17 protein-coding genes are annotated in these 17,648 nt (G+C 53.5%); 8 read left to right on the top strand and 9 right to left on the bottom strand.

Annotated features, from left to right (window positions below):
- Positions 1–538: 538 nt before the first annotated feature.
- From kduD to kduI, 3 genes are read right to left on the bottom strand one after another with little or no spacing between them, the layout of a single operon-like run.
- Complete coding sequence (kduD, locus tag VF260_10005) at positions 539–1,291, bottom strand: 2-dehydro-3-deoxy-D-gluconate 5-dehydrogenase KduD (GenBank protein ID HEX7057512.1); 753 nt, start codon at positions 1,289–1,291, stop codon at positions 539–541.
- Positions 1,288–2,067, bottom strand: a complete 780-nt coding sequence (locus VF260_10000) for a DeoR/GlpR family DNA-binding transcription regulator (GenBank protein ID HEX7057511.1) — start codon at positions 2,065–2,067, stop codon at positions 1,288–1,290. The genes kduD and VF260_10000 overlap by 4 nt, the downstream gene beginning before the upstream one ends.
- Before the next feature lie 9 nt (positions 2,068–2,076).
- Positions 2,077–2,910, bottom strand: coding sequence for a 5-dehydro-4-deoxy-D-glucuronate isomerase (gene kduI, locus VF260_09995; protein HEX7057510.1), 834 nt, complete (start codon positions 2,908–2,910; stop codon positions 2,077–2,079).
- A 188-nt stretch (positions 2,911–3,098) separates the two neighbouring features.
- On the opposite strand from kduI, the gene VF260_09990 reads away from it, so the two are divergent.
- Positions 3,099–3,914 carry an SDR family NAD(P)-dependent oxidoreductase gene (locus VF260_09990; protein ID HEX7057509.1) on the top strand — a complete coding sequence of 272 codons (816 nt, stop codon included), beginning with the start codon at positions 3,099–3,101 and terminating at the stop codon, positions 3,912–3,914.
- A 113-nt stretch (positions 3,915–4,027) separates the two neighbouring features.
- Here the strand turns inward: VF260_09990 and VF260_09985 are convergent, their stop codons facing one another.
- Genes VF260_09985 through VF260_09965 form a run of 5 tightly spaced genes read right to left on the bottom strand, consistent with a single transcriptional unit; the run spans position 4,028 to position 8,400 of the window.
- The gene (locus VF260_09985; GenBank protein ID HEX7057508.1) at positions 4,028–4,945 is read right to left on the bottom strand and encodes an aldo/keto reductase; all 918 of its coding nucleotides are present in this window, start codon (positions 4,943–4,945) and stop codon (positions 4,028–4,030) included.
- A 20-nt stretch (positions 4,946–4,965) separates the two neighbouring features.
- On the bottom strand, positions 4,966–6,177 hold the full coding sequence (locus VF260_09980) for an iron-containing alcohol dehydrogenase (protein HEX7057507.1): 1,212 nt from the start codon (positions 6,175–6,177) through the stop codon (positions 4,966–4,968).
- A gap of 26 nt (positions 6,178–6,203) precedes the next feature.
- Entirely contained in the window at positions 6,204–6,770 is a 567-nt protein-coding gene (locus VF260_09975) for a hydrolase (protein ID HEX7057506.1), read from the bottom strand.
- 36 nt (positions 6,771–6,806) lie between these two features.
- On the bottom strand, positions 6,807–7,883 hold the full coding sequence (locus VF260_09970; protein ID HEX7057505.1) for a CopD family protein: 1,077 nt from the start codon (positions 7,881–7,883) through the stop codon (positions 6,807–6,809).
- Between the two features lies 1 nt (position 7,884).
- Complete coding sequence (locus VF260_09965; GenBank protein ID HEX7057504.1) at positions 7,885–8,400, bottom strand: copper resistance protein CopC; 516 nt, start codon at positions 8,398–8,400, stop codon at positions 7,885–7,887.
- A gap of 125 nt (positions 8,401–8,525) precedes the next feature.
- Here VF260_09965 and VF260_09960 point away from each other — a divergent pair, with 125 nt between their 5' ends.
- The 7 genes from VF260_09960 (at position 8,526) to acnA (ending at position 16,630) form a co-directional block, all read left to right on the top strand.
- Positions 8,526–9,050, top strand: coding sequence for a hypothetical protein (locus VF260_09960; protein HEX7057503.1), 525 nt, complete (start codon positions 8,526–8,528; stop codon positions 9,048–9,050).
- Between the two features lie 104 nt (positions 9,051–9,154).
- Complete coding sequence (locus tag VF260_09955; GenBank protein HEX7057502.1) at positions 9,155–10,036, top strand: ROK family protein; 882 nt, start codon at positions 9,155–9,157, stop codon at positions 10,034–10,036.
- A gap of 111 nt (positions 10,037–10,147) precedes the next feature.
- Positions 10,148–10,777, top strand: coding sequence for a YhbD family protein (locus tag VF260_09950; GenBank protein ID HEX7057501.1), 630 nt, complete (start codon positions 10,148–10,150; stop codon positions 10,775–10,777).
- A gap of 14 nt (positions 10,778–10,791) precedes the next feature.
- On the top strand, positions 10,792–11,469 hold the full coding sequence (locus VF260_09945) for a bactofilin (protein ID HEX7057500.1): 678 nt from the start codon (positions 10,792–10,794) through the stop codon (positions 11,467–11,469).
- 26 nt (positions 11,470–11,495) lie between these two features.
- A complete protein-coding gene (locus VF260_09940) occupies positions 11,496–12,230 on the top strand; it encodes a cell shape determination protein CcmA (protein HEX7057499.1) in 735 nt (244 codons plus the stop codon).
- 39 nt (positions 12,231–12,269) lie between these two features.
- On the top strand, positions 12,270–13,835 hold the full coding sequence (locus VF260_09935; GenBank protein HEX7057498.1) for an MDR family MFS transporter: 1,566 nt from the start codon (positions 12,270–12,272) through the stop codon (positions 13,833–13,835).
- Positions 13,836–13,915: 80 nt separating this feature from the next.
- Positions 13,916–16,630 carry an aconitate hydratase AcnA gene (acnA, locus tag VF260_09930; GenBank protein ID HEX7057497.1) on the top strand — a complete coding sequence of 905 codons (2,715 nt, stop codon included), beginning with the start codon at positions 13,916–13,918 and terminating at the stop codon, positions 16,628–16,630.
- Between the two features lie 391 nt (positions 16,631–17,021).
- Here the strand turns inward: acnA and sucB are convergent.
- Positions 17,022–17,648, bottom strand: a 627-nt coding sequence (gene sucB / locus VF260_09925; protein ID HEX7057496.1) for a dihydrolipoyllysine-residue succinyltransferase, incomplete at its 5' end; no start/stop codon positions are given.

Below are 17,648 nucleotides of genomic sequence, written 5' to 3'. Positions count from 1 at the left end.
ACGGTTAAAAAGGAAATTGTATGCATGAAGGCCGGTTTCTTTGCGTCAGCTTTGAACGATCTGACGATGTTGGGCTGAAAGGGAGCCATCGTTATGGGGAGATGAACGATAAAACGGGCGGATCGCTTCCCGCGCAACGCGAAAACAGGGAGGCTGCCTCCGTGCGCAACGCCTAAACGTTGGCTCTCCTTCCTGCACAGCGCTAACGGACGTAGCAGAGGCTATTTGCCGAAAAAAGGCTGGGCAAAAAATGTAACGGACGCTTGAGCGGCTATTCGCCTTATTTTTACCAGATTACCGCACAAAGTGCTAAAATAAGCGCACCTGCGTCCGTTAAACTGGAAAACCGGGCGTTAAACCCAAAATAGCCTCTGTCACGTCCGTTACAACTGGCGCCGCATTCTTATGGGGAGCTGGCGCCGCCCAATGGGCGGGATTCTTGCTGATCCGGTTCGCGGTCGCGCTCATTCACAATGTCAATCAAAAGGTTTTGATGCGTACACGGCCAACCCTGCGGAATTCTTGAGAACGTTAGCCGTTACCTTGCCAGCCAACCGCCATCGACGCACAGAATATGTCCGTTCATATAATCGGAAGCGGCGGACGCCAAAAAGATGACCGGGCCTTTCATATCGTCGGGCGTTCCCCAACGGTTTGCCGGAATTCGCTCCGTAATGGCCTTGTGCCGCGCTTCATCGGCAATGATCGGCGCCGTGTTGTTCGTAATCATGTAGCCGGGGGCAATTGCGTTGATATTGACGCCTTTGCCCGCCCACTCGTTGGCCAGCGCTTTTGTAATGCCGGCGACGCCGTGCTTGCTGGCCGTGTAGCCGGGCACATTGATGCCGCCCTGGAATGACAGCATGGACGCAATATTGATGATTTTGCCGCTTCCTCGTTCCAGCATGTGTCTGCCCACCAACTGGCACAGGAAAAATACGCTGTTTAAATTTAAGTTGATGACGTCGTGCCAATTTTTGCCGCTATGTTCACTGGCTTGTTCGCGGCGGATAATTCCCGCGTTGTTGACGAGAATGTCGATTTTTCCGCTAAAACCGATCGCTTCGTGAACGACGTCCGGCAAAATATTTTCATTGCTCAAATCGGCGCGGATTTGCCATGCTTTTTGTCCCGTGGCGGCGATTGCCCGGAGCGTTTGCTCGCTATTCGACGACGAAACGGCAACGATGTTGGCGCCGGCTTCGGCAAGCCCGATCGCCATCGCTTGCCCCAATCCGCCCGAAGTGCCGGTAACCAAAGCTGTTTTGCCGGACAAATCAAAAAGCTTCATTCTTGTATCCCCCCACTTTTAGTGTGACAGTCGACCTTTGCGCCCGCCGCGCGGATTTTCGCCGCTATAGCGGACGATAAACCGCTGTCGGTGATGATCGCTTCCACTTCATTGAGTGCGGCAAATGTGCGCAACGCGTTGCGGCCGAATTTGGTGTGATCGGCGATGACATAGGCGGTTTTCGCTGTTTGCAGCAGGGCGCGCTTAAAATCAATAAAGTCGCTTGTATAAACGGAAAAGCCGGTTTCCCAGTGTACGCAGGTCGCCGACAGAAACGCCTTGTCGATGTTCAGGCCTTTAACGAAGTTCGCCGCGTCGGATCCTGCCAACATGTTGCGCACCCGATAACCGCCGGGCACAACAAGGCGAATTTCCTCCCTGCGGGTTAATTCGTTGATGACATAAAGATCATTGGTAATGACGGTCAGCGGGCGATTGGCAAGCTTGCGGGCCAATTCAAGCATGGTTCGCCCGCCGTCGAGCGCAACAATTTCATTTTCGCGAATGTAAGCCAGCGCTCTTTCCGCCGCTTCCGCTCTTTCCGCGGACTGCCCGTCGGTTGCTTCCCTGGGCGACAAAATGCCGAATTGGTCGCTTCTCGCCAATATGGCGCCACCGTGAACCCTTGTCAGCAGCCCTTTTTCCTCCAATCTGGCAAGGTCTTCGCGTATCGTTTTGCCCGTCACCTGCAAAGTAGCGCTAAGCTCCGCAACCGTTGCCTCATGTTGCGATAACAATATTTTCATGATTGCTTCGTGGCGCCTGAAAGAGTTCATTTTATGCTCCTATCCAAGTTCGCTCATGGCTACGGCGTCCATATCCTCGAACATTTGGTTTTCCCCGGCCATGCCCCAAATAAATGTGTAATTGCTGGTTCCGACGCCGCTGTGTATCGACCAGCTGGGGGATATGACGGATTGCTCGTTGCGGACGACAAGATGCCGGGTTTCATGCGGTTCGCCCATCAGATGGAAGACGACGCCGTCCTGCGGCATATCGAAGTAAAAATAAACTTCGGAACGCCGAACATGCGTGTGGCATGGCATGGTGTTCCACATATTGCCCGGCTTGAGCAAGGTCATGCCCATGACCAGCTGGCAGCTTTGAATGCCGCCGGTATGAATGTAACGGTAGATCGTTCGTTCGTTGGAGTTCGTGATGCTTCCCAGATGGCTCGGCGAAGCTTCGCTGATTGCCGCTTTAACGGTAGGATAGGTTTGATGGGCCGGACAGGAATTGAAGTAAAATTTTGCGGGCGCGGAAGGATCGACGCTTCGGAACAAGATCTCTTTCGCCCCGCGGCCGATATACAGGCAATCTTTCGATTCCATCGTGTAATCGGCGCCGTCTACGGTAATCGTTCCTTTGCCGCCGATGTTAATAATCCCGATTTCGCGGCGTTCCAAAAAATAGTCCGCGGCCATTTCTTTCTTTTCCGCTTCCAGTTTGACTGCCTGATGGACCGGATAAACCCCGCCCACGATAAACCGGTCTACATGCGAATAAACAAGTGTCGTTTTATCGGGCGAAAACAGAGACTCAATCAGAAATTCCCGACGCAACCTCGCGGTATCAAACTGTTTCACTTCTTCCGGATGGGAAGCATGGCGGATTTCCATCGCAACCAATCTCCTTTCAGGTTCATTTTGGTTTATATATGTTTAATTTACTCCGTTTATGAACGGATTGCAATCCGAAATTGCGGTCTGGCATGAATCCGGTACGGCTTATGTTATTTTGCCTTTTGGCACACTATATCAGTGATCGCAAAAATACCGCGACATGTTTAGGACAGGAGTGACGGTATATGGCAATGGTAGAGGCTGCGGCACCGCAAACAGGCTTGCAGCGGGTCAAGGACAAAGTGGCGATTGTAACCGGAGCCGGCTCCGGAATCGGTCGTGCGGCGGCGCTCAAGCTGGCGCAAGAAGGCGCGAAAGTTTGTCTGGTCGATTTGCGGAATGAACGTACCGATAAGGTGCGGCAGGATATCGAAGCGTTTGGCGGGGAAGTGATCGCAGCGGATGTGGACGTTTCCGATCCGCGCAGGGTTGCAGCGGGGATAAAAGCGGCGGTGGACAAGTGGCAGACCATCGATATTGTGTTTGCGAACGCGGGCATTAACGGAGTTTTGGCCCCGATCGAGGATTTGTCGCCGGAAGAATGGGACCATACGATTTCAACCAACCTGAAGGGCACATTTCTCATCGTCAAATATGCGATTCCCTATATGAAGCAAAACGGCGGCAGCATCATCATTACCAGTTCGATCAATGGGAACCGGACGTTTTCCATGTTCGGCGGGGCTGCCTACAGTACGTCAAAGGCGGGGCAGGTGGCGTTTGCCAAGATGGCGGCGCTGGAACAGGCAAAATACAAAATTCGCGTGAATGCGATTTGCCCCGGAGGGATTAACACCAACATTGGGCAAAGTACGGAAAAGGCGCCGAGCCTGGACCAAATCAACATTCCCGTTTTTTACCCGCAAGGCAGCGAACCGCTGGAACATAAAACAGGCGAGCCGGAACAGGTGGCGGAACTCGTGCTCTTTCTCGCCTGCGGCGAGTCAAGCCATATAACGGGATCGGAGATTTGCATCGACGGAGCGGAATCGCTTTTGTGAACCGATACCGAAATAAAAGCCGATTCGGCACGGTGCTTTCGCTACGGCTGTGCGCGTAGCAAAAAGGGCTGTTCAACGTATTTTTCGAACAGCCCTTTTTCAAAGCCGATGCCTTATGGCAAAACGTTGCCCGCCGCGCGGTAAATTTCATACCATTCTTCGCGCGTTAAAACGATTTCGCTGGCCTTGCAGCAGTCTTTCAGCCGCTCAACGTTCATGGTGCCGATTACGGGCTGCATGTTGGCGGGATGGCGCAACAGCCACGCGATGGCAATGGTCGTGTTGGCCACATCGTATTTTTGGGCGATCTCGTCGATCTTGCGGTTTAATTCGGGAAATTTGCTGTTGTTCAAAAACACGCCCGCAAAGAAACCGTATTGAAACGGCGACCACGGCTGGATGGTGATGTCGTTAAGCCGGCAGTAATCCAGGATGCTGCCGTCGCGGTCCACCGCCGCGTCGTTTTCCATATTGACGTTGATGCCGTTTGAAATCATCGTTGCGTTTGTGATGCTAAGTTGCAATTGGTTGACGATGATTGGCTGTTTGACGAACTTTCGCAACAGCTCGATTTGCAGCGGTTTCTGGTTGGAAACGCCGAAGTGCCGCACTTTGCCGGAGCTTTCCAGGATGTTGAAGGCTTCGGCCACTTCTTCCGGCTCAACCAGCGCGTCCGGGCGATGCAGCAGCAGAACGTCCAGATAATCGGTTCTCAGCCGTTTTAAAATGCCGTCAACCGCCTGCAAAATATGTGCTTTCGAGAAATCGAACATCCCTTCGCGAATGCCGCATTTGGACTGCAGGATGATTTTTTCGCGAATTTCGCTGTTCATATGGATGGCGTCCGCGAAAATTTCTTCGCAGGTCCCGCCGCCATAAATATCCGCATGGTCGAAAAAATTCGCCCCTTCCTCAAGCGCCGTCCGAATAAAGCGCTCCGCCGCCGCCTTATCCAGCGAATGAATGCGCATGCAGCCGACCGCTACGACCGGAACTTGCAAGCCGCTTTTACCCAGGTTAATGGTTTTCATGTTCCGTTCCTCCCGTTCATTTATATTCTGGCCAGCAGAATGTCCCGCATTGCCGATTGATCCAGTATGGCAGGGCTTTGTTTGTTGTCGGCGGCGGCGATGATCGGCCCGATATTGCCGGCGTTGACGCCAAATTGGCCCAACCGCGGAATTTGCAGGCGCTTGGTCCATTGCTCCAGAATTTCTACCAGACGCTCCAGGCAACCCGCGAGATCGCTCTCGGGATGCCCGGTAATGATTGATCCGACTTTGCCGTATTTGGCGAGCGCCGTAGCGGCTTTGTCGCTTTTTTCCTGCCGCAAGAAGGCGATGTTGCGTTTGGTCGTTTCCGCTAACAGCGTTCCGCAGATGACGCCGTGCGGGATCGAAAAGCTGCCGCCGAGCGGTCCCGCAAGCCCGTGGACGAGACCCAGTCCGGCGTTCGCCAAAGTGATGCCGGAGAGCATGGCGGCATATGCCATCTGCGCGTGCAGGTTCGCATCCTCCGCCGCGGTGGTGCAAATCGCAAGCAGGCTTTTCGCCACCGCTTTCATTCCCGAGAGCGCCAACGCATCCGTAATAGGCGAGGCATTGATCGACACGTAAGACTCGATAAGCTGCGTTAACGCGTCCAATCCGCTGGCCGCCTTGACGGAGGCCGGGCAACTGATCGTCAAATCCGCATCCACGATGGCGACGTTTGGAATAAACCGATCGTGGCGGATGGATCGTTTGTATTCGCCGGGAATAGCGATGACCGCGTTTTTTGTCGTTTCGCTGCCGGTGCCGGACGTGGTCGGGATGGCGACAAAAAACACTTTTTTGCCGCTCGGCGGACGGTATGCCGGCTGCTTTTCCAAATAATGCAACACGGTATCCCCCGGCTCGGTGCAAAGCATGGCCGAAACGGCTTTGCCGGCGTCCAGCGCGCTGCCGCCGCCGATCGCCACAACGGCGTCGAGCGGTGGCAAATCGCCTCTGCCGTTCGCGCTTCCTTGCGCGCGGTAGCGGTTCACGACCGCGTCGACCCATTCGACGGTCGGTTCATGGCGAATATGGGCAATATCGTATGTAATCCGGTTTACGGAAAGCATTTTAACTATTTTGTTCCAATATTTAGCGTTTGTTAGGCGAAAGCTGCCCATGACAAAAAGGATATGCCGCGCGCCTTTCGGCAGCGCGTCCGCCAGCTTCGCGATCATCCCGTTGCCAACATAAAGCGCGGGCGTTCCGGCAAATTGAAATGAAGCCACGGCTCTCTCCCCCTCATGCGGACATGTTAGGGCAACATCTGCAATATTTCAGCGGTTGAGCGGATTTTGCCGATGCGCGGAAAAATAAATTTGACCGTATGCTGATGCTCTTCGGCTGTGCGGGCGGACATGGCGTCTTCCGCAAAAAATTGCTGATAACCGCGTTGATACGCTTCGCGCGCCGTCGTTTCGACGCCGATGTTGGTCGAGATGCCGCAGAGCACAATCGTATCGATGCCCCTTCGTCGCAGCTGCAAATCCAACTCGGTGCCGTAAAACGCGCCCCATTGGCGTTTGGTGAGGCGAATGCTTTTGTGCGCGTCGATTTCGGGAACAAGCGCCGCCCAATCCTTGGGGCGTTCGCCCATACCGCCGGCGGCGGATTGGTCTGTGCGCGGCCGCAGCGCATCCTGACCGTCGTGGAAATCGACATTTACCGCCACCACGAAAGCTCCGCCGCTCTGAAACGCGATTGCCAGTTTGGCCGCATTTTCCACCACCCGGCTTGCGGAATGCGGCGCGGTTGGCATGCCGACAATTCCTTTTTGCAAATCAATGATGACTAGCGCGGTTTTTTGCACATTAAGACTCATGGCAATCCCTCCGTTTAATTGATGGTTACCATTATCTTATTCAATTGCCGCAGCCACTGCAATGTAAGCGGAAGCGACAAACAAAAGCGAAGTAAAAAGCGCAAGCGACGGGCGAAGGCGCCGGCGAAAGACCACATACGTCATGGCCAAAAAGGCACAGGCGGCAAGTATGAAAACAATACTTAGCGGCCTCAGGGCAAAAGCGAGCTGAATGTCCGGCGTAACGGTGCCGTTGTAAATGCGCAAAAACCATTGGGACGGCGGCGTATACCGCAGTGTTTGCCGCAAGTCGTGCGGCGGCGTCTGCCTGCTTAGCAGCGCGGTTACCGTAAAAATGGCGAGCGCAAGCAAACTTTCGGCCCTGATCCAATGCCTCGGATCAAAGCGTGCGGAGCGGTTCAGCCGCCTGCGGATTAAAAACCCGTTCACCGAGGCGAACGCCAACAGCGGAATAATCAGCAAATGCTTGAGCAACAGTACTTGTCCGTAATCCAAAACAAGCGAGTTCAGCCAATCGTTCGACAAATCGTTCATCAATGTGACGCCGGATACGGCAACGACTGCGACGCAGGTTATGGCCGCCGGGGTATACCAGGCGAGAAAGGGTCTCCAGGTTGCATCCGGCACAGCGAACCAACCGACAAGAAACAAAAATCCCAGCCAAAAAGTTACCGCCACAAGATGCGCGGCCTGGGCAACGTATGCGGAAGCCGACAGCGTCGCCGCATGCATCGCCAAAGCGGCAAACAGCACAAAGCCGACGGAAGCCGCCAAAGCAAAAAGATCGCGGCGGCGGCCGCGCAAAAGCGCGTCGGCTCCAAACCAGACCGCGCCGCACAACAGAACGCCCAGGACGCCTCGCCCTTGCAACGTAGTGTAGAGCATCTGCAAAAACGTTTGTCCGAGCGGCAATGTGAATGATCTGGCGATTCCCGCGGAAGTGACAAGCAAGGAGCCGATGGAACACAAAATCGCGCCGCCCGCGGCAATCTGCGCCAACCCGCGCGGGATTTTGACTATCGGCAGTTTATGTTTCGGCATAAGCGGGCCGACGGAAAGCGCGACGCATAGCGAAAGGGAAAGATAAAGGCAGGCAAGCACGACGATGGCCATGTTAATCTTTCTTTCGCGCTTCGCGTTTCGGTTTGAAAAGCAGGAAAAGTAGCGCGATCAGGATGATGATGACCGCAGCCGCGGCATACGCGCCGTATTTCCGGATACCGGACTTTCCTTGCTCGCCCGCATTGGCCGTCGCATTTTGCGCTTGCGCCGCGCCGACCGTAAAGGAAAACGTGCCCTGGGCAATATGTCCGTCATCGGCGACCGCTTTCCACGCCACCGTATAGGAGCCGTCGGGAAGCGGAGAAGCGAATGTCGCTTTCATGCTTTTGCCGTCAACAACCAATTGGTCGGGCTTGACTTCTTGCCCTGCGCCGTTTTGAATGGCGACGGTGCTGAACGATTGGATGTTTTCGGAAAAAGTAAGCGAAATCTCCCGCACCGGAGTAGTGTTTGTGGAACCGTCCGCCGGTGTTGAGGCGACAAGTTCGGTATGCGCGAAAACAATTCCTTGCGGAATAAGCATGATGATTATTGCCAGGGAAATGGCAAAAAGTATGTACCGCCTCAATGTTATCCCCCTAATTGAAAGAGTCTTGTTGCTCTTTTCAGTATAGCATTTTTGCTTCTTTATTCCTAGTAAGCGGATAGACATTTGTTATTTTTCGTGCTATGATTCGTATTGGGAGGTCGTGCATGATGGAAGCAGCGTTACAAAGACCGATTCCTGCGCAAGTCAGAATGTTGTTGTTTGGAATGTCCTTGCTTTTGCTTTTCGCCGGCGCGGTCGGATACGCATTTTGGCAAAAGCACGCGACGCAAACCATCTCAACGGCGTCCGCCACGCCCGAGCAAATTTATTATCAGCAGATGGTGTACGCGGTTAATGAAATGAATAATCAGGCAACCGGATTTCATAACGACTATGCAGAGGGAAAACTTGCCCCGGAACAGGTGGCAAAAGGGCTGGCCTACGTCACTTCCCTGGTTTCATCGTTCACGTCGCCGCCGGAGGAATTGACGGTAGCGCAATTCATTGCCGATCAAATGCAGCAATCATACCGGCAATATGTGGCGCTATTGCAAAACGGCGAAACCGACAAGGCGAAATTGCAGGCGGCATTCGATCAGGTTAAAAAAGATTTTGCGAAATTCCGCCAAAACGCGGCGCTGATCACCATGTTGAATGCGTACAGCGGCGTAAATATCTATTGCCATTAAACAAGATGAAATTTGACGCCCAATCGGGCGTTTTTTTTGCATTTTTTATGCTATTATATTAGCGGCAAACCTATTCATACACATGATCGGATGGAGGACGGACCATGCTTTTTGGCGCAATTGAAGCGGGAGGAACCAAGTTTGTTTGCGGTATAGGCAAGCGAAACGGCAAAATATTGGAGCGGATCAGTTTTCCGACGGAAAGCCCCGAGATTACATTGGGAAAAACAGTCGAATATTTTCGGCACAAACATGTTCAGGCGATTGGCATCGGCACTTTTGGCCCGATTGATCTCGACAAAAATAGTCCCAAATACGGATATATCACAACGACGCCGAAGCCGGGCTGGTCGAATTGCGATTTTCTGGGCATGCTTAGAAAACAGTATGATGTTCCTTTTGGTTGGGATACGGATGTCAATGCGGCCGCGCTGGGAGAAGCGACGTGGGGCGCCGCGAAAGGTCTTGACAGTTGCGTTTATTATACGATCGGAACGGGCGTTGGGTTGGGCGTGTACGCGGAAGGGCGTCTTGTCCACGGCCTGGTGCATCCTGAAGGCGGCCATGTTTGGGTCAGGCGGCATGAAACGGATACCTTTGCGGGCGTTTGCCCCTATCATCGTGATTGTCTGGAAGGCATGGCCGCGGGACCGGCAATCGAAAAAAGGTGGGGCCGGAAAGGCCAGGATTTGCCGGAATCCCATCCCGCCTGGGCGCTTGAGGCGTATTATATCGCGCAAGCGGTCGCCGGAGCGATTTTAATGTTATCGCCCAAAAAGATCATCTTAGGCGGCGGCGTGATGAAACAACAGCATCTGCTTCCCTTGGTTCGGCTACAAGTTCGGGAGATCCTGAATCAATATGTAAAAAATGACGCGGTTTTGGCGGATATCGAGAATTATATTGTTTCGCCCGGATTGGGGGATAATGCGGGTTTGGGCGGCGCATTGGCGCTCGGCATTCAGGCGTTTGACGCTAACCGGTAACGGATGGGTTTGCGCATAAAAAGAGACGTCCGGCATGATTCCTGCCGGGACGTTTTGGCTTTACAACGTAACAATGTTATGTTACACTAATGTCGCAAGGAGGTTAAAGCCGTGGAGGATGAATTAATATCCAAAAAAGAACTGCTGGAACTGACGGGCATTTCTTACGGGCAATTGTATCGCTGGAAACGGAAAAACCTCATACCGGAACAATGGTTTATCCGCAAGTCGGCGTTTACCGGGCAGGAAACGTTTTTTCCGAAACAGCAAATACTGGCCCGCATCGACAAAATTAAAAACATGAAGGACGATTTGTCGCTGGACGAATTGGCGGAAGTATTTTCGCCGATTCCCGCGGACCTTTCCGTGAATTTTGCCGAATTAGTGAAACGAAACATTGTTTCGGAAAATGCGGCGCAATTCGCGACGGAGTATATCGGAAAAATGGAACGCTACACGTTCGAGCAAGCCATGCATCTTTATATTTTTGACCAGTGCCTGCGCTCGGGCGCAATGAATTTGTCCGAAGGGGAAGCGCTGCTGCGAACGCTTGCGGATCATTACAAAAAGTTCGCCGGAAAAAGCTGCGAACTGATTTTAATCCGCAAAATGGGCGTTTCCGTGTTTCTTTTGACCGCTTTAGACAGTGAAATTTGCTTCGAACATGATGTGAAAATAATCCTGCGGGTGAACATCGCCAAGCAGATCGAAGAACTGAAACTGAAGTTAACGACAATGTAAAGGAGAAAACGCCAATGGGTCAGGCGAAAAGCCGAAATTTGGTTATTTCGGGCATCGGTTCATTCAATGGAGGCCAGGTGGAAACCGCCAAAATCGATGGAATCGGCAAAATAAACGGAGATCTCGGCTGTTTCAGGTTAATCTTGAACGGCAAGGCGGAAATTCACGGAAATGCCAAAGCCGCGTCGGCCGATATCAACGGGGTACTTTCAGTTGAGGGCGATATGCAATCAGGCAATCTGAACGTGCATGGCAAGGTTGTTGTCGCTGGCGGCTGCACCGCCGACGACATTCAATTGGACGGAATCATGTCGGTGAAGGGAGACTGCGAAGCGGAGAAATTTGCCGCGCGCGGCAAACTGCAAATGAAGACTCTCAATGCCGGCCTGATTGAGATTCACATGCACGGCCATTGCCAAATTGCCGAAATCGGCGGGGAACAAATCCGGATCCGCAAACTGCCCGGTGTTGATTTTGCCAGATGGCTAAAAATGGTGCCCCTGCAATTCGGCAATAGGTTGACGGCGGAAATCATTGAAGGAGACGATGTTTATGTGGAGCACACCAAAGCGGCGGTCGTGCGGGGAGCGAATGTGGTGATCGGACCGGGCTCTGAAATCGGTTTGGTTGAATACAAACAGAAGTTTGAGCAGGACAAAAGCGCCAAAGTAATGCGAACGGAACAAATGTAAAGGGGAAATTAGCGAAATGCGGAAGGGTGACAGGGAACATGAGCACGCCACAGCGAAATTTGAAATTGACGGGCAACGCCCAGGCAACCGGCGGGGCGTATGAAGACGTAAAAATCATTGGTGAAGGGACAATCGATGGTGATGTAGAATGTAAGCGTCTGCGCTGCGTGGGAAACCTGGATATGGACGGAAACTTGCAATCCGGGCGCGCTAGTGTAGTTGGGAATTGTTCGTTTTCCGGCGATGTGCAGGCGGATACGCTTAACATTTCCGGCACGGTGATGATCGGCGGGGCCGCGAAAATCAAGGAACTGCGCTGTACGGGCAAGCTGGAAGCAAAACGGTCGATTCGCAGCGAACAATTAAAGGTAAGCGGACAATTAACGACGGAAGGCGATTGCGCGGCGGAAGTTTTTACCGGCAGAGGCATTTTGGAGATAGGAGGCCTCCTCAACGCGGGGAAGCTGGACATCAAGCTGTACCGGAATTGCCGGGTGGGCGAGATCGGCGGCGGGAACATTCATGTTAGAAAAGGAAACGGGCTGAATCCGCTGAATCTCTTTTTCCGTCCGCTGCCTACGGCAACATTAACCGCCGCAACGATCGAGGGAGATGAAATTTACCTGGAAAATACGACGGCCAAAATCGTGCGCGGCAAGCGCGTTACGATCGGGCCGGGATGCGACATCGAGGCGGTGGAGTATACGGAGCATTTTGATCTGGCGCATGATGCGACAGTAGCGGAACGCCGAAAAGTTTAAAAGCGTGTTGCAAACAAAAAGTTTAGAGGGAGTGGAAACATGGAAACCAGGAAGAGCAAATTAAATCTGGTATTGGCGGGCTTGCTGCTCGGCATCCTGATGGGCGCGATGGACAACACGATCGTCGCGACCGCGATGGGCACCATCGTCGGCAAATTGGGCGGCCTCGACAAGTTTGTCTGGGTGACTTCCGCCTATATGGTGGCGGAAATGGCCGGCATGCCGATTTTTGGCAAATTGTCGGATATGTTCGGACGCAAGCGGTTTTTCGTATTCGGGCTTATTGTGTTTATGGTCGGATCGGCGCTGTGCGGGACGGCGGACTCAATTGTCCAGCTGAGCATGTATCGGGCCGTTCAAGGAATTGGCGGCGGCGCGCTGGTGCCGATCGCGTTTTCGATCATGTTTGACACCGTCAGGGTTGAAGAGCGCGGCAAATTGGGCGGTTTGTTCGGGGCGGTGTTCGGGTTGTCAAGCATCATCGGCCCTTTGTTGGGCGCTTATATTACGGATCATATCAGCTGGCAATGGGTGTTTTATGTGAACATTCCCCTTGGCCTGGCGGCGTTGGCGCTGATTGTCCTGTTCTACAAAGAATCGCCTGTTCATACGAAGCAAAGCATCGACTGGTGGGGGGCCGCTACGTTGGTAGGCGCGGTTGTCAGCATCATGTTTGTGCTTGAGCTTGGCGGCAAACAATACGCCTGGGACTCCGGCTTTATCATTGGCCTTTGCGGCGCGTTCGTCATTTTGTTCGGTGCATTCGTGCTGATCGAGCAAAAAGCGGCGGAACCGATTATATCGTTCCCGATGTTTAAAAACCGTTTGTTTACGACGAGCAACGTTTTAAGTTTTTTAAGCGGCATGGCATTTGTTACGGCTTCCGTGTATATTCCGATTTACATTCAAGGCGTGCTTGGCGGGACAGCGACCAATTCCGGACTCGTGCTGTTGCCGATGATGTTAAGTTCTGTGGTAACGGCTACCGGCGGCGGATTTTTGATGAACGTTTGGAGCTACCGCCGGATTATGATTATTTTTACATTGGTGTTGACGGCGGGCATGGTCTTGCTGACGGTTTTGGGCCAGGATACAAGCCGGCTTCAGATCACCGTGTCGATGATTATTGTCGGTTTGGGAATTGGGGCAACGTTTTCCGTGCTCGGCAATTCGGTCATCCACCACTTCCCGCCGTCGCAGCGCGGGGCGGTCAATTCCACCGCCAACTTTATCCGGTCGCTCGGCATGACGCTCGGCATCACCGTTTTCGGGATCATTCAACGCAACGAGTTTTCCGCGGGATTAGCTGACATCATGGGCGGCGCAAGCAGCCGGGCAATCGACGATCCGCGCGTGTTGCTGGCGCCGGCCGCCCGGGCGCAAATACCTGCGCCGGTATTGGATAAAATTGCGGCGCTTCTGTCATCTTCCATTACCCATACGTTTTTGTGGGCGCTCATTCCAACCGTGCTCGCTTTTATCGCCGCCTTGGCGATGTCGAACGAGAAGCTCAGTTCTTCCGTCGAATATTTGCAAAGCGAACAAGAGGCAAAAACGAATGCGGATCAAGGCGCAAAAAATCTGGCGCCGGAAATCGGTTCCTGATTTTAAACGGATAAAATGCTCGGAACGAAAGAAGAATAGTAAAGGGAAATTTCAACGCAGTGATCAAGGAGGAAAACAAAATGACGGCGCAAGGCATCCTTTCCGCACGTTCCGAGCTGCGGTCAGGAAACGATACATACACGTATTTTTCGCTGGAAAAGCTCGAAAAATCCGGGTTTGGCGCAATCGCACGCCTGCCGTTTTCCATCAAAATTTTGTTGGAAGCCGCAGTGCGGCAATTTGACGGGAAGACGATTACGGAAGAACATGTCAAAAAGCTGGCAAACTGGCGGCAATACAAGGGTGAAAGCGGCGGGGAAATCCCGTTTAAACCGACGCGCATTCTGCTGCAGGATTTTACCGGCGTGCCGGCGTTGGTCGATTTGGCGGCGATGCGCGAAGCTATGCACAGGATGGGCGGCGCGCCGCAACATATCAATCCGCATGTTCCCGTGGATTTGGTAATCGACCATTCGGTCATGGTCGACCGGTTCGGTACGCCTGATTCGCTGGCATACAACATTGAAATGGAATTCGCGCGCAATGCGGAACGCTACCGATTTTTGCGCTGGGCGCAAAAATCCTTTGAAAATGTGCGGATCGTCCCGCCGGGAACGGGAATTTGCCATCAGGTCAATTTGGAATATTTGGCGCAAGGCGTATTCGTAAACACAAGCGGCGGGCAAAAAGTCGCTTATCCCGATTCTTTGGTCGGGTGCGACTCCCATACGACGATGATCAACGGTCTGGGCGTTGTCGGATGGGGGGTTGGCGGGATTGAAGCGGAAGCGTGCATGTTGGGCCAACCGCTGTACATGGTGATGCCGGAAGTTATCGGATTCGAATTGACCGGCAAACTGCGGGAAGGCGTTACGGCGACGGATATGACGCTGACAATCACGGAAATGCTGCGGAAAAAAGGCGTCGTCGGCAAGATCGTCGAGTTTTACGGTCCCGGCTTATCCTCGATCAGTATCGCCGACCGCGCGACGACAGGCAATATGTCTCCGGAATACGGCGCGACGATGGGCTATTTCCCGGTCGATGAAGAAACGCTGAATTATCTGAGAATGACCGGACGCAGCGAGGAGCAAGTGCGGCTTGTCGAAGCGTACTATAAGGCGCAAGGCATATTCCGCACGGACGATACGCCGCCCCCGGAATTTACCGATCGCATCAAACTGGACCTGGCGACAGTCGTTCCGTGCGTGGCGGGGCCGCGGCGTCCGCAAGACCGGATCGAATTGGCCAATATGAAAAAAACGTGGAGCACGCTTGTACGCAAACCGTTCAAAGAAGGCGGCTTTAACTTGAGCGACGAAAGCGTCGGGCAAAAAGTGGAAGTTAAGCATCCGGACGGACAAACGAGCAAATTGGGCCATGGCGATGTGGTCATAGCCGCGATCACGAGCTGCACGAACACTTCCAATCCCTCCGTCATGCTGGCGGCCGGCCTGGTGGCCAAAAAAGCGGTCGCCAAAGGCTTGAAACGCCCGCCGCATGTCAAAACAAGCCTTTCGCCGGGTTCGCGAGTCGTAACGGATTATTTGCTCAATGCCGGGTTGATTGAGCCTTTGGAGAAATTGGGCTTTTATGTTGCCGGATACGGTTGCCAGACATGCATCGGAAACAGCGGGCCGCTGCCGGAAGAAGTCGGCAAAGCGATTGACGAGAACGATCTCGTTGCCGTGGCTTTTTTGAGCGGCAACCGCAACTTCGAAGGCCGTATTCACGCGCAGGTAAAAGCGAATTTTCTGGCCTCGCCTCCGCTGGTCATGGTTTACGCGTTGGCCGGGCGAGTGGACGTCGATTTTGCCAACGAGCCGGTGAATATCAATGACAAGGGCGAGCCCGTCTATTTGTCCGATATTTGGCCGACGACGGACGAACTGCGGGCGGTCATGCAAGAAGCGTCCAATCCGCAGCTGTTTAAAAATCAATATGCGCACGTCTTCGCTGGGGATGAACGCTGGAGGAGCCTGGAGATTCCCGCAGGGGAAATGTACAACTGGGACGAGGCTTCCACCTACATTCAAGAGCCGCCTTTTTTCGCGGGATTACGGCCGGAAGTCGAGCCGATTAGGGAAATTCGCGGCGCGCGGGCGCTTTTGTTGTTGGGCGACTCGGTAACGACCGACCATATTTCGCCTGCCGGAAGCATTGCCAAAACAAGCCCGGCGGGAAAATTTTTGACCGAAAAAGGCGTGCCGCAAAAACTTTTCAACTCCTATGGTTCCCGCCGCGGCAACGACCGCGTGATGATCCGCGGCACGTTCGCCAACATCCGCATTCGCAACCAGATCGTGCCCGGCACGGAAGGCGGCGTAACAAAATTTTTGCCGACCGGGGAAACGATGCCCGTATATGACGCGGCCATGCGGTATAAAGAGCAAGGGATACCGCTCATCGTCATTGCCGGCAAAGAATACGGCACGGGCAGTTCCCGCGACTGGGCGGCCAAAGGCACTCTGCTGCTGGGCATAAAAGCGGTGATCGCGGAAAGTTTCGAACGGATTCACCGCAGCAATCTGGTCGGCATGGGCGTGCTGCCGCTGCAGTTTAAAGAGGGCGACAGCTGGAAATCGCTAGGGATTGACGGGACGGAGACGTATGACCTGATTGGTTTGAACGATCAAATGAAGCCGGGGCAAACCGTAACCGTACGGGCAACCCGGGCGGACGGTTCGACATTCGCTTTTGACGCCGTCGCCCGCCTCGACAGCACGGTCGATGTGGAGTATTACCGCAACGGCGGCATTTTGCAAACCGTACTCAGGCAATCCGTCAAGCGGTAAAGGCATGATTGACTTCAAATAGGCTTGCTCAACGCAGGTGGGTCGTCTCCCCGCTCATCGCTAACGTTTAAGCCTCCCTGTGCAACGTTAACGGTCGCAGCAGAGGCTATTTACCGAAAAAAGGCTGGGCAAAAATTTTAACGGACGCCACAGCGGCTATTCACCTTATTTTTACCTGAATACCGCACAAAGTGCTAAAATAGGCGCGCATACGACCGTTAAAATTGAAAACCGGGCGTAAAACCCAAAATAGCCTCTGTGGCGTCCGTTAGAAGCTGCATACCGTCCAAGTGATGAAAAGAACGCCCGACAAGCTATGCGCAACTCCTTTTTCGTTTGGCAGAGGAAGTTGCCGACAGCCGCCGGGCGTTTTTGTGGTGATGGTTGGGTATTAACCTTCCAGCAATAATGTTTCCGGGTCTTCCAGCAGTTGCTTCACTTTGACCAGGAAGCTTACCGCTTCGCTGCCGTCGACAATCCTATGGTCGTAAGACAGCGCGATGTACATCATCGGGCGGTTTTCCATCCGCTCCCGGTCAATCGCAACCGGACGCCATTGGACGGAATGCATGCCCAGGATTCCCACTTGCGGCGCGTTCAATATCGGTGTGGACATGAGCGAACCGAACACGCCGCCGTTGGTGATCGTGAATGTGCCGCCTTGCAAGTCTTCCAGTTTCAGCGCATTGCTTCTGGCGCGCTGCGCCAGTTCGCCAATGGCGCGTTCAATTTCGGCGAAACCGAGGCGGTCGGCGTTGCGGACGACCGGCACGACGAGCCCTTCTTTGGCGGAGACGGCAACGCCGATATCGTAAAATTTCTTAACGAGAATATCCTCGCCCTGAATTTCCGCGTTCAGCAGCGGGTATTCCTTCAATGCCCCGACTACCGCCTTGACGAAGAACGACATGAATCCCAGTTTCACGTTGAATTTTTCCTGGAATTTGTCCTTGCGCCGATTTCGCAAATCCATAATCGCGGTCATGTCCACTTCGTTGAAGGTGGTCAGCATCGCGGT

It is taken from the genome of Bacilli bacterium (genome assembly GCA_036381315.1).
Lineage (GTDB): Bacteria > Bacillota > Bacilli > Paenibacillales > KCTC-25726 > DASVDB01.
Note: the sequence above shows the minus strand (reverse complement) of the source record. Positions and strands in the feature narration are given on the sequence as shown.